The 11766-nt window shown below is 69.5% G+C and carries 12 protein-coding genes and 2 rRNA genes; 11 read left to right on the top strand and 3 right to left on the bottom strand.

All coding sequences use genetic code 11. The annotated features are described in order from the left end of the window. From ACFYV1_RS15000 to ACFYV1_RS14955, 10 genes are all read left to right on the top strand, one after another. Positions 1-94, top strand: a 23S ribosomal RNA gene (locus tag ACFYV1_RS15000); the annotation flags it as partial. Positions 95-191: 97 nt separating this feature from the next. Further along, positions 192-308, top strand: a 5S ribosomal RNA gene (gene rrf, locus ACFYV1_RS14995). Between the two features lie 81 nt (positions 309-389). Further along, entirely contained in the window at positions 390-1034 is a 645-nt protein-coding gene (locus ACFYV1_RS14990) for an HAD family hydrolase (protein WP_389395866.1), read from the top strand. A gap of 43 nt (positions 1035-1077) precedes the next feature. Further along, positions 1078-2316: an MFS transporter gene (locus tag ACFYV1_RS14985; protein ID WP_389395865.1), complete on the top strand. Its 1239-nt coding sequence runs from the start codon at positions 1078-1080 to the stop codon at positions 2314-2316. Then, complete coding sequence (locus ACFYV1_RS14980; RefSeq protein ID WP_389395864.1) at positions 2267-3445, top strand: acetoin utilization protein AcuC; 1179 nt, start codon at positions 2267-2269, stop codon at positions 3443-3445. Before ACFYV1_RS14985 ends, ACFYV1_RS14980 begins: the two co-directional genes overlap by 50 nt. Before the next feature lie 82 nt (positions 3446-3527). Further along, entirely contained in the window at positions 3528-4331 is an 804-nt protein-coding gene (locus ACFYV1_RS14975) for a phosphatase (RefSeq protein WP_389395863.1), read from the top strand. 128 nt (positions 4332-4459) lie between these two features. Continuing rightward, on the top strand, positions 4460-4672 hold the full coding sequence (locus tag ACFYV1_RS14970) for a helix-turn-helix domain-containing protein (RefSeq protein WP_014046653.1): 213 nt from the start codon (positions 4460-4462) through the stop codon (positions 4670-4672). A gap of 121 nt (positions 4673-4793) precedes the next feature. Continuing rightward, positions 4794-4892: a 30S ribosomal protein bS22 gene (locus ACFYV1_RS14965; RefSeq protein ID WP_003948845.1), complete on the top strand. Its 99-nt coding sequence runs from the start codon at positions 4794-4796 to the stop codon at positions 4890-4892. Positions 4893-5056: 164 nt separating this feature from the next. Continuing rightward, positions 5057-6175 carry an NAD-dependent epimerase/dehydratase family protein gene (locus tag ACFYV1_RS14960; protein ID WP_389395862.1) on the top strand — a complete coding sequence of 373 codons (1119 nt, stop codon included), beginning with the start codon at positions 5057-5059 and terminating at the stop codon, positions 6173-6175. Positions 6176-6190: 15 nt separating this feature from the next. Then, on the top strand, positions 6191-7294 hold the full coding sequence (locus ACFYV1_RS14955) for a lysophospholipid acyltransferase family protein (RefSeq protein ID WP_389395861.1): 1104 nt from the start codon (positions 6191-6193) through the stop codon (positions 7292-7294). A gap of 81 nt (positions 7295-7375) precedes the next feature. Here ACFYV1_RS14955 and ACFYV1_RS14950 read toward each other — a convergent pair whose 3' ends face one another. From ACFYV1_RS14950 to ACFYV1_RS14940, 3 genes are all read right to left on the bottom strand, one after another. Further along, positions 7376-8572, bottom strand: coding sequence for a DUF5667 domain-containing protein (locus tag ACFYV1_RS14950; protein WP_389395860.1), 1197 nt, complete (start codon positions 8570-8572; stop codon positions 7376-7378). 377 nt (positions 8573-8949) lie between these two features. After that, positions 8950-9795: an ECF subfamily RNA polymerase sigma factor, BldN family gene (locus ACFYV1_RS14945; RefSeq protein ID WP_389395859.1), complete on the bottom strand. Its 846-nt coding sequence runs from the start codon at positions 9793-9795 to the stop codon at positions 8950-8952. A 367-nt stretch (positions 9796-10162) separates the two neighbouring features. Beyond that, positions 10163-11104 (bottom strand): HAD family hydrolase, encoded by a 942-nt coding sequence (locus ACFYV1_RS14940; RefSeq protein ID WP_389395858.1) that lies wholly within the window; start codon positions 11102-11104, stop codon positions 10163-10165. Positions 11105-11208: 104 nt separating this feature from the next. On the opposite strand from ACFYV1_RS14940, the gene ACFYV1_RS14935 reads away from it, so the two are divergent. Next, on the top strand, positions 11209-11484 hold the full coding sequence (locus ACFYV1_RS14935; RefSeq protein ID WP_389395857.1) for a glutaredoxin family protein: 276 nt from the start codon (positions 11209-11211) through the stop codon (positions 11482-11484). Positions 11485-11766 lie beyond the last annotated feature (282 nt).

Here is an 11766-nt window from a genome sequence, read left to right as displayed (position 1 = left end):
AGGCTCCCAGTAGACGACTGGGTTGATAGGCCGGATATGGAAGCCCTGTAAGGGGTGGAGTTGACCGGTACTAATAGGCCGAGGGCTTGTCCTCAGTTGCTCGCGTCCACTGTGTTAGTTCTGAAGTAACGAACTCGCCCGATCCCTGTTGTGGGGGTTGCCGGCTGGTAGTTCGGACATCTTCATAGAGTTTCGGTGGTCATTGCGTTAGGGAAACGCCCGGTTACATTCCGAACCCGGAAGCTAAGCCTTTCAGCGCCGATGGTACTGCAGGGGGGACCCTGTGGGAGAGTAGGACGCCGCCGAACAATCATTGTGGGAAAGCCCCGCACCTCTGGTGCGGGGCTTTCCTGCGTTCAGGGCATTCTCCGTCGATTAGGGTCGACCGCATGCGCTATGACCTCGTCATCTTCGACAACGACGGTGTGCTCGTCGACAGCGAGCCGATCTCCAACACCATCCTGGCCGGCTATCTCACCGAGCTGGGCCACCCCACCTCGTACGAGGAGTCCCTGCGCGACTACATGGGTGCCGCCGTCCACCGGGTGCACGACGTCATACTCGAGCGGACCGGTCAGTCCCTGCCCGCGGATTTCGACGACACCTTCCACGCTCGTGTCTTCGCCGCTTTCGAGCGGGAGTTGACCGCCGTCACCGGAGTGACCGAAGTGCTGGAGAAGCTCCGGGCGGATGCCGTTCCCTACTGCGTCGCGTCCTCCGGGAGCCACGAGCGCATCCGCGTCGGGCATCGCAGGACAGGGCTGGACCACTGGTTCACCGAGGGCATCGTCTTCAGCGCCCAGGACGTCGGCAAGGGCAAGCCGGCACCCGACCTCTTCCTCCACGCCGCGGAGCGCATGGGTGTGGCACCCGACCGATGCGTCGTCGTGGAGGACAGTCGCCTCGGGGTGCAGGCCGCGCAGGCCGCCGGCATGGATGTCTACGGCTTCACGGCCATGACCGCCGAGGCCGAACTCGACGGTGCCCGCGGCTTTTTCGCATCAATGGAGGAGCTGCCCGCGCTGCTCGTGTGATCTGTCTACCGCACAGTAGGACCCGGGCTTACGCTGTGCCGCCATGACAGATCCGCGGTTGCGCCACGGACGGGCCTCGCTGGCGTTCAGCTTCTTCTCGCAGGGCGTCGCGTTCGCTCTGCTGGTGACCCGCATCCCCGCCGTCCAGGAGCGGTACGGGATGTCCGACGCCCTGCTGCCGCTGTTCCTCGCGGCCGTACCCGTGCTGGCCGGAGCGGGAAGCGTGCTCACCGAGCGGGTCGTGCGCCGGGCTCCGGCGAGCGCGGTGCTTCGCTGGTCCCAGCCCGTGGTGCTGCTGTCGCTGCTCGCCGTCGCGGCCGGGGACGAACTGTGGCAGGTGGCCGTCGCCCTCGGCGTGTTCGGTCTCTCCGTCGGTGCGCTCGACGCCTCGATGAACATGCTGGGCGTCAGCCTTCAACGCTCCTACGGCCGCAGCATCATGCTCGGCTTCCACGCGGCGTACAGCCTCGGCGGCATCATCGGCGCCTCGCTCGCCTGGGCGGGCGCGCACTGGGACCTGGCACTCGTCGTCTCCTACCTGCCCGTCGTCGTGGTGCTCGCGCCGGCGGCGCTGGCGGGCAGCCGCTGGTACGTGGACGGGGACGGTGACACCGCCCGCGACGGCGACAACGACAACGACGGGGACGCGGCCGACGCCAACGTGGCGTTCCGGCTGCTGCTGCCGCTCTGCCTGGTGATGACGTTCGCGTACATCGGGGACTCGACCGTCTCCAACTGGAGCGCGAAGTACCTCACGGACGTCCTCGGCAGCTCCGAGGAACTGGCGACCGTCCCCTACAACGCCTACATGGTGACGACCCTGGTCGGCCGGGCCGTCGGCGACCTGGGGGTGCGGCGCTTCGGAGCCGTCGCCGTCGTCAGATGCGGGGCGGTGCTGGCGGCGGCCGGGTTCGCCGTGGTGGCGGTGGCGCCAGGGGCGTGGGTCGGGATGCTCGGGTTCACGCTCCTGGGGCTCGGGTTGTGCGTGATCGTGCCGCAGACCTTCGCGGCGGCGGGCCGCCTGTTCCCGGGCGCGCGCCGCAGTGATGCCGCGGTGGCCCGGCTCAATGTCTTCAACTACGTCGGCTTCCTCGTCGGGTCGCCGCTGGTCGGTGCGCTCGGCGACGCCTGGAGCTACCGGGGCGCGATGCTCGTGCCCATGGCGCTGGTCCTGCTGACGCTGGTGTATGCCAGGTCGTTCGGCGAAGGCGGCGCCCGATACGGTGACGGGCATGAGCGGCCGCGGGTTGTTGATGTGGGACGAGGCGGTGACGAAGTATGACTTCGGACCGAGCCATCCGATGGATCCGGTACGGCTCGCGCTGACCATGGGGTTGGTGCGGGCGTACGGGCTGGACCGGGCGATGAACGTGGTCGCCGCGAAGCCCGCCGGGTCGTCGACCCTACGGCTCGTGCACCGTGAGGACTACGTCGACGCCGTACGCGCGGCTTCCGCCGACCCGGCAGCCGCCGACCAGTCGTACGGCCTCGGCACCGTCGACGACCCGGCGTTCGCCGGGATGCACGAGGCTTCGGCACTCATCGCCGGACAGTCCGTCGGAGCGGCCGAGGCGGTGTGGCGCACAGACGTCGCGCACGCGGTGAACTTCGCGGGCGGGCTGCATCACGCGATGCCCGGCGGCGCCGCCGGATTCTGCATCTACAACGACGCGTCACTGGCGATCGCCCGGCTTCTGGAGCTCGGCGCGGAACGTGTCGCGTACGTCGACGTGGACGTCCACCACGGAGACGGCGTCCAAGCGGCGTTCTGGGACGACCCGAGGGTCCTGACCGTGTCGATTCACGAACACCCACGGACCCTGTTCCCGCAGACCGGCTGGCCGGAGGAGACCGGTGCGGCCGACGCGGCGGAGGGCTCGGCGGTGAACGTGGCCCTGCCGGCGGGAACGGGTGACGAGGGGTGGCTGAGGGCCTTCCACGCGGTCGTACCGGAGCTGCTGGCCGACTTCCAACCCCAGGTGCTGGTGACCCAGCACGGGGCGGACACGCACTTCGAGGACCCGTTGGCGCACCTGGCGGTGTCCCTGGACGCGCAGCGAGCGGTTCAGGAGGCATGCCACGCGCTGGCCCACGAACATGTGGAAGGCGGCCGCTGGGTGGCGCTCGGCGGCGGGGGTTACGCGGTGGTGGACGTGGTGCCCCGGTCGTGGACGCACCTGGTGGGCATCGCCGCGCACCAGCCGGTCGAGCCCGAGTCGGTGGTTCCGCCGTCGTGGCGGGACGAGGTGTACGCGAGAACGCGGCAGTCGGCACCGATGCGGATGACGGACGGCCGGTGGCCGGTCGCATGGCGGGGCTGGGAAGAGGGCTACGACCCTGCCGACCGGCTGGACCAGGCCGTGCTGGCGACCAGGCGGTCGGTGTTCCCGCTGAGGGGACTGCTGGCGTAGAGCGCATTGCGCCTTACGCCAACCGTGCGGGTTCTTCGTCGTTTTCGCGTGCCGGTCCTCCGGGTGCGCCAGCATCGGCAGGGTGTTGAGCATCCAGGCGCTGCGGGCGCATCTGCTGGCATCCCGGCTCGCCGGCGACGTCGCCACTTCCCGTGAGACGAGTCTGCGCAGCTATCGGGCCTTCGTCGCGCGCGATCCGCGGGTCACGATCGGGCTCGACCCCCAGTGGGCCTGGAGCGTGCGCGACGTGGTCGCGCTCATGGCCGACAAATGCGGGGTCTCGGCCGATCCGGAGCATGTGACCGGCGCGGACGTCATCGATCCGGAGCGGACGCTGGCCGGACTCGACGCGTTCGCGGAACGGCTCGGCACGGTGGCCGCACAGGGCGGATCCGTACTGTTCGGAACCGGGCATCCGCACCGGCTGCTCGGGTTCTACGCCGACCTGGCAGACGCCGTGTCGGCGGCGGGGTGTTCCGTACTCACACCCACGCAGGGGCGATGTGTCGACATAACGACCCGGTTCGGCGTACGCACGTACCGCCTCGACCATGTGCGGGGAGTGGCGCTGCTCCGCGAACCGGGGACGGGTGGCGCGGGTGTCCACAGCCATTCCCCGCTACCGGTCAGGGTCGCGCTCCGGGCGGCCGTGGACGCAGGCGAGCCGCTGCCGGACCTGGTGGTGGGCGATCACGGCTGGGTCTGCGGAGCAGGTCAACTGGGTATCGAGGCCATCGGGCTGGCCGACACCGACGATCCCGCGCTGTTCGTCGGAGAGGCCGAAGGGCAGGTGTCGGTCGCGGTTCCGCTTGACGACGCCGTACGGTCCGATTTCTACCGGCCGTTGACACGCTATGTGCTCAATCGGGCGTGTCTGTCACGGTAGGCACGGGATCGCTGCTCCTCTTCCCCACTCGTATCACCCGCCCCTAGTCTGGGCAGTGAGCGCACAGCGACGAAGAGTCACCGGAGGGGAAGCCGGTGCGCGTCGGGTGCGGAAGGTACAGGTGGGTCATGGCTGCTGGCAGCGAGAGGCCTCTCAACGAGGTCAAGTTTCTTACCGTGGCGGAGGTTGCCTCGGTGATGCGGGTGTCGAAGATGACGGTGTACCGCTTGGTGCACAGCGGTCATCTGCCGGCGATCCGGGTGGGGAGGTCCTTCCGGGTACCGGAGCAAGCGGTTCACGAGTATCTCCGCGAATCCTTCGTGGGGGTGGAATCCGCGTAACGGAGGGTGGACGGTTCCCCTCGGATTACGTCCCTCACTCGGCGGCAGGTAGGCTAGGCCGACGTAGGTCGTGTGGGCCCAGACGCCCCGCACCAGTGAAGAGAAGTGAGCGAGGGTAGTCGTGGGCTCTGTTATCAAGAAGCGGCGTAAGCGGATGGCCAAGAAGAAGCACCGCAAGCTGCTCAAGCGCACCCGCGTTCAGCGTCGCAACAAGAAGTAAGCGGCAGCTGTACGTGTTGTCTCGGCCCCTCCACCGGCACGGTGGAGGGGCCGAGGTGCTCCCGGGCCGGCGCGGCGAGCGGTGGCGAAAGTCCGTCGCGCGGTCATCACAGCGCAACAGTGACGCGCTACGGTGACGCCAGGTTTCTACGGAAGGCGCTGATCTTGGGCAAGGTCGTGCTCGTCACCGGAGCGGCCCGCCAGCTCGGTGGCCGCCTCGTACGGCGTATCCAGCGGGATCCCGAGGTGGACCGGGTGATCGCGGTCGACGCCGTGGGGCCCGGACACCATCTGGGCGGTGCCGAGTTCGTACGCGCCGACATCCGGCGGCCCGCCATCGCGAGAGTCCTCGCCGAGCACGCGGTCGACACCGTGGTGCACATGGACGTCACAGGCACCCCGCTGGGAGCGGGCGGCCGTACGGCGGTCAAGGAGACCAACGTCATCGGCACCATGCAGCTGCTCGGCGCCTGCCAGAAATCGCCGACCGTGAAGCGGCTGGTGATCAAGTCCAGTACCAGCGTGTACGGCTCCGCCCCGCGCGATCCGGCGGTCTTCACGGAGACCACCCCGCCCAAGTCGCTGCCGAGCGGTGGCTTCGCGAAGGACGCGGTCGAGGTCGAGGGGTACGTGCGCGGCTTCGCCCGGCGCAGGCCCGACGTGGCGGTATGCGTGCTGCGGTTCGCGAACATCCTCGGGCCCTGTGCCGACTCGCCGCTCGCCGAGTTCTTCTCCCTGCCGGTGATGCCGACCGTCTTCGGGTACGACCCCCGGCTGCAGTTCGTCCACGAGGACGACGTCATCGACGTGCTGCGGATCGCCCTGCACGAACCACGTCGCGGCACGCTCAACAGTGGCACCTTCAACATCGCCGGGGACGGCGTGCTGACGCTCTCGCAGTGCTCGCGCAGGCTGGGGCGGCCCACGATGCCCGTGCTGCTGCCCGCGGTCACGTGGGTGGGCTCCGCCCTGCGGACCGTGGGCATCACCGACTTCTCGCCCGAGCAGATCCGGCTGCTGACGCACGGGCGGGTGGTGAGCACCGTACAGATGCGCGAGACACTGGGGTTCCGGCCCAAGTACACGACCGCGGAGACGTTCGCGGACTTCGCGCGCAGCCGTGGGCCCGGTCTGCTGCCGCCGGAGGCGCTCGCCAAGGCCGTGGACCAGGTCGCGGCGGCCCTGCCGTTCGGGGACGGTGCCCCCGGCGATGGCGTGGGCGACGGCGATGGTGGCGGCGACGTGGCCACCCAGACGACGCACAGCAGCGGACAGCCCGGATAAGGAGCGCAGCCGACGATGGCGGACGCCAAGGTCATTCCGTTCGACGACGACCGGTCGCGCGGCGGCGGCGCTCAGCGCCCGGCGCGGCGGCGCTCCGCGTCCGGAGGTCGCCGCAAGGCAGAGCCCGCGGTGGTGGGGGAGGCTGTTGTGAGCCCGCTGCCGGGGCAGCAGGGTGGCGAACCCGAGGTGCTCGCGGCATCCGAGGGGCCGGCGGCCGCGGAGCCGTCAGGGACGGCTGCAGCCGCCGCCCCGGCAGAGGAGACGCCCGGTGAGGGCGGCAGCGGATGGGACCGGAGGATCGCCGGGGGACTCGCGTTCCTGCGGCGCCGGATCACCGGAGACTACGAGGTCGACGAGTTCGGTTACGACGCGGAGCTCACCGACCAGGTCCTGATGTCGATGCTGCGGCCGATGTACCAGAAGTACTTCCGGGTCGAGGTGAAGGGCATCGAGAACATCCCGTCGGAAGGCGGGGCGCTCGTGGTGGCCAACCACTCGGGGACGCTGCCGCTGGACGGGCTGATGATGCAGGTCGCCGTTCACGACAACCACCCTGCGGGCCGTCATCTGCGGCTGCTGGCCGCGGATCTGGTCTTCATGCTGCCGGTGGTCAACGAACTGGCCCGCAAGGCCGGCCACACCCTGGCGTGCGCGGAGGACGCCGAAAGGCTTCTGCAGCGCGGCGAGGTCGTGGGCGTGATGCCGGAGGGCTTCAAGGGCATCGGCAAGCCGTTCGGTGAACGCTACAAGCTCCAGCGCTTCGGGCGCGGTGGTTTCGTGTCGACCGCCCTGCGGGCCGGTGCGCCCATCGTGCCGTGCTCGATCGTCGGCGCCGAGGAGATCTACCCGATGATCGGCAACGCGAAGACGCTGGCGCGGTTGCTGGGCTTCCCGTACTTCCCGATCACCCCGACCTTTCCGTGGCTCGGACCGCTGGGCGCGGTGCCGCTGCCGACGAAGTGGACGATCCAGTTCGGGGAGCCGATCGCGACGGACGGCTATCCGCCGGAGGCCGCGGAGGACCCGATGCTGATGTTCAACCTCACCGACCAGGTGCGGGAACAGATCCAGCACACGCTCTACAAACTGCTGGTGCAGCGCCGCTCCGTCTTCTTCTAGGGGGCGCATGCGTGAGGGTTGGGCCCCGGGCAGGGGCCCAACCCTCACACATGCCGTGCCGCCGTCGACCCGGCCGTCGCGCTAGTCGTCGTCCTCGGCTTCGAAGCCGAGGCCCGGGAGGATCCCCGGAAGCAGCGGCGGAATGGTGACCTCCGGGACCGACGGATCGGAGACCTTGCCAGACGGGGACGGGTTCGTGGCGTCCTCCGGCGGGTCGAGCAGGCCGCCGGTGTTGCCACCGAGCAGTCCGTCGTCCTGCGAACTCGTGCTGGACCCGGAGGGACTGGGCGTGCTGCTCCCGCCCGGGTACCCTTCACCGCCGCCCGGCGTGCCGGGTGCCGTACGGCCCGGATCCGTGCTGCGGTCCGAACCCTGCGATGCGCCGGGACCCTGTGAACCGCGGTTCTTCTCAGGAGCCTGCGGCAGCATCGACTCGAGTGGGCCGACCTGCTCGTCTATGGCGTCGAAGGCGGAGTCGACCTCGTCGCCGACGTCGGTCAGCTGGGCGGGAAGCCGGTCGCGCAGTCCGTCCCACGCGTCGCGGTGCGAGCGGGAGAACGAGTTGAGCGCGGCCATCGGGGCGAGTGAGCCGTCCCGCTCGTACGCGGCACTGAGCAGGCGGTGACCTTCGGTGACGTCGTGCCGCATGCCGGTGAGCGTGCGGCGGACCTCGCCCAGGGACTCGTGGTCCAAGGTGCCGACGCGGCCCCGCTCCATCAGGCGGCGGGCCTCGCTCAGGCGCGTCGACGCCTGGTCGAGATAGAGCTCGCCGCGGTCGGTGTCCTCGTCCGCAAGGCCGAGTTTGAAGTCCTCCATGCCGCGCTTCAGCCCGTACAGCGAGTCACCGGGGAGGGCGTCGGAACTGGCAGCGGCCACCCCGCCGAAGGCTCCCGCCGCCACCCCCACGGTCAGTCCGCCGGCCGCGAGCCCTTTCGACCAGCGGGAACGCGGTCGCAACTTCCGGAGCGGGGACGCCCGGTGGGCGCCGCGGCCGGAGGCCCGCTGCTCGGGCACCGTAGGGCCCGCGGACGCACCCCCTCTGCCCTCTTGCAGCAGCGATTCCATGGCCGCCACGAGCTGCGCCCGCTGCACCACCTTGACCTCGGGGTCCATCTCAGGTTTCGGCAACTCGCCGAGACCGTGAGCCAGGGTCAACAGCCGCTCGTGTTCGGGCGGTTCGACGGACTCGACCGATTCGTCGGGCTGTTCGGCCGCCTGGTTCTCCAAGGCCTGGGCGAAGGCGTTCGCCCGCCGGTGCGCCGATACGTTCGCGATCACTGGCGGCACCTCCTCTCGTCATGACGATCGACTCCCCTGGGTGTCTGGAGGGTTGCACACCTTGAGCACATCCACACGAACGAGTGAGTGGCTGCGGGCATGGCGTGTCCAGAGGGAGCCTGCATCCCGCACAACGAGCGGCGCGGCACTTGGGTTACGCGCGAAAGATGATCGGACCAGTGCGTCATCGAGGCGTCACCGATTGTGAGTTGGATTCGGGTTCCGGCGGGTGGTGCGCGGACGGTGCGGGGACTTCGCGACGGTGGGACTTCGCGACGGTGGGACTTCGCGACGGTGGGACTTCGGGGACGGGGATCTTCGGGACGGGGATCTTCGGGACGGGAGACGGTCGTGGAACCGAACGGTCGTGAACCGGCTCAGCGCGCGTCGTCGGGCAGAAGCCGGGCGAGGGTGCGGACCGCCCGGTACTGCAGGGTCTTGATCGCGCCCTCGTTCTTGCCCATCGCCCTGGCCGTCTCGGCGACGGACAGGCCCTGCAGGAAGCGGAGCGTGACGCACTCCTGCTGCTGTGGGTTGAGTCTGCGGACGGCCTCGAGCAGTGCGGCGTTGGAGAGGGACTCAAGTACGGAGTCCTCCGGACTGCGCTCCACCTCGTTGGCGTCGAGCATCTCCCCCGTGGTCACTTCCAGGCGGAAGCGGCTCGACTTGAAGTGGTCGGCGACCAGGTTGCGGGCGATCGTGACCAGCCAGGCGCCGAAGTCGCGGCCCTGCCAGGTGAAGGTGGAGATACGGCGCAGGGCGCGCAGGAAGGTCTCACTGGTGAGGTCCTCCGCCGTCGCCTTCCCGCCGACGCGGTAGTAGATGTAGCGGTAGACGGTGTCGCTGTACTGGTCGTACAGCCGGCCGAAGGCCTCGGCCTCGCCCGCTTGCGCGCGCTCGACCAGATCCATCATGCGGGCGCTGTCGCTGTCGGCGGCGGGCCGGCGGGTGGCGGCGTGGGCGCCGGAACCGCCGCGGCCCGCTCTTCTGCCGGCAGCCCGTCCGTCGACCGATCGCCGCCCCTCGTCGACGGCACTGCTCGCCGGCCCCTTTTGCAGGCCGTCGGTCAGGGCATAGCAGGGGGCGGTCGGACCGCCGGCAAGGCGGGGGGTGGCGAATGCGGGGACGGCGTACGCGGCGGGGACAAGGCCGCGCAAGTGGTCGAGGACCGCTGCGCGCAGCGTAGCCAGGCCCGAGGCGTCAACCCCGACGTGTGGGTACACGGGACTCCCAGAGGCAGAGCTTCCATCACGAGCAGTGCGGGACCGTTCACCCGTCGTGGGGACCGGTGGGGTCCGTCATGCGTCTGAGGAGAATAACGCTTCGTACAGGCAGCGCTACACCCAGTTGCTCAAATCGTCGTTTCCGTCGCTTCTCTTACGTCTACGCGACGCATTCAGTCGCACATTGTGAGCAGTTATTGATCGAATCAAGTCGTGATCTGTCTTGTCGGACGGTGCGTTGTGCCAGGACCGTGACAAGAGGACTGGCCGGGGGCTCGGCAGGGCAAGACCTGCGGATTGCCGGCCGACACGCGCGGGATCACATGTTCGGGAGCGGGCGGGGCCTCTGGCGGGGAGTTCGGGGCCGTCAACGGCGGCGGCGGTGGAGCGCGACCGCGGCGGCGGTACCGCCCGCCAGTGCGCCCACTCCGGCCGCGGCGGGGATGCCGACCTTGGCCGCCTTGCGGCCCGTGCGGTAGTCCCGCAGGCGCCAGTCCAGTCGCCGGGCGTGCTTGCGCAGCTTGGTGTCCGGGTTGATCGCGTAGGGATGGCCGACGAGCGACAGCATGGGGATGTCGTTGTGGCTGTCGCTGTACGCGGCGCAGCGGGACAGGTCCAGGTCCTCCGCGACCGCCAGGGCGCGCACCGCCTCGGCCTTCGCCGGGCCGTGCAGCGGTTCGCCGACGAGCTTGCCCGTGTAGACGCCGTCGACGGATTCGGCGACGGTGCCGAGGGCCCCGGTCAGCCCGAGGCGGCGGGCGATGATCGTCGCCGTCTCGACGGGGGCCGCCGTCACCAGCCAGACCTTCTGGCCGGCGTCGAGGTGCGCCTGGGCGAGCGCGCGGGTGCCGGGCCAGATGCGGTCGGCCATGTACTCGTCGTAGATCTCCTCGCCGATGCTCATCAGTTCGGAGACGCGGTGGCCCTGGACGATGGAGAGAGCGCTTTCCCGCGCGTCCTGCATGTGCTCCGGGTCCTCGACCCCGGCGAGCCGGAACCACGCCTGCTGCCAGGCGAACCTGGCCAGTTCGCGGCGCTGGAAGAACTTCCGTTTGTACAGGCCCCGGCCGAAGTGGAAGATCGCGGCGCCCTGCATGACCGTGTTGTCGAGGTCGAAGAAGGCGGCGGCGCGTTCGTCGCCCGCGACGGGGAACTCCGGTTCCACGGCAGGGGCGGTGACGTCCTGCGCCTCGAGCGCCTCGATCGTCTGCGAGGACTTGCGTGCTGCCTCGGCTGCTGCCTCGCCCGCGAGCACGCTGCGTGCCGTGGCGGAGCGCCTGCGCGGGGTGAGCCATCCCAGTGCGGCCATGTCGTGAGCATAGCCAGTCTGTTCGGTACTTCCCGACCCGCCGGGATGCCATGACGTGAACTCTCCGCGTCCGGGCTGTTGCGTGAGCCGGAGACAATGGGCTCATGAGTCCCCTGCTGCGCCGTGCGAAGAAGAACCCCGCCGAACGTACGGTCACCCTCATCGGGAAGCCCGGGTGCCATCTCTGCGACGACGCGCGCGAGGTGGTCAGGGAGGTGTGCGCCGAGGCGGGCGCCTCCTTCGAGGAGAGGGACATCAATGAGGACAGTGAGCTGCACCGTGCCTACTGGGAGCAGATCCCCGTGGTGCTGATCGACGGCGAGCAGCACACCTTCTGGAAGGTGGACGCCGGTCGGCTGCGCCGCGCGCTGGGCCTGTAGGGCTCCGCCGCGGCTCTATCGGGACGCGGAGGGGACAGGGCACAGTAGGCGGAATCAGGCGGGCCCGGGGGCGTATCGAGAGGAGTGTGTCCGGCTTTGCACCCTTCGGCACCCCAACGGTCACGAAGCGCTCACGGTTCCGCGGTTCGGCCGCCGAATCGCGTGACCCCGGTCACTTTGGACGGACAAAGCGGACACCATCTTTGTGCACGCGTTCACAAAGACATAGCCTGCTGTCGACGGGGCGGTCATGAAGCACCTGGCCGCCTGCAGCCTCGCTCA

This window comes from Streptomyces sp. NPDC003023, from assembly GCF_042888225.1.
In the GTDB taxonomy this organism is placed as follows: Bacteria; Actinomycetota; Actinomycetes; order Streptomycetales; family Streptomycetaceae; genus Streptomyces.
Note: the sequence above shows the minus strand (reverse complement) of the source record. Positions and strands in the feature narration are given on the sequence as shown.

Coding starts and splice junctions, on each gene's coding strand:
- ACFYV1_RS14990 (WP_389395866.1), top strand. CDS start 390: ATGCGCTATGACCTCGTCATCTTCGACAACGACGGTGTGCTCGTCGAC.
- ACFYV1_RS14985 (WP_389395865.1), top strand. CDS start 1,078: ATGACAGATCCGCGGTTGCGCCACGGACGGGCCTCGCTGGCGTTCAGC.
- ACFYV1_RS14980 (WP_389395864.1), top strand. CDS start 2,267: ATGAGCGGCCGCGGGTTGTTGATGTGGGACGAGGCGGTGACGAAGTAT.
- ACFYV1_RS14970 (WP_014046653.1), top strand. CDS start 4,460: ATGGCTGCTGGCAGCGAGAGGCCTCTCAACGAGGTCAAGTTTCTTACC.
- ACFYV1_RS14955 (WP_389395861.1), top strand. CDS start 6,191: ATGGCGGACGCCAAGGTCATTCCGTTCGACGACGACCGGTCGCGCGGC.
- ACFYV1_RS14940 (WP_389395858.1), bottom strand. CDS start 11,104: ATGGCCGCACTGGGATGGCTCACCCCGCGCAGGCGCTCCGCCACGGCA.
- ACFYV1_RS14935 (WP_389395857.1), top strand. CDS start 11,209: ATGAGTCCCCTGCTGCGCCGTGCGAAGAAGAACCCCGCCGAACGTACG.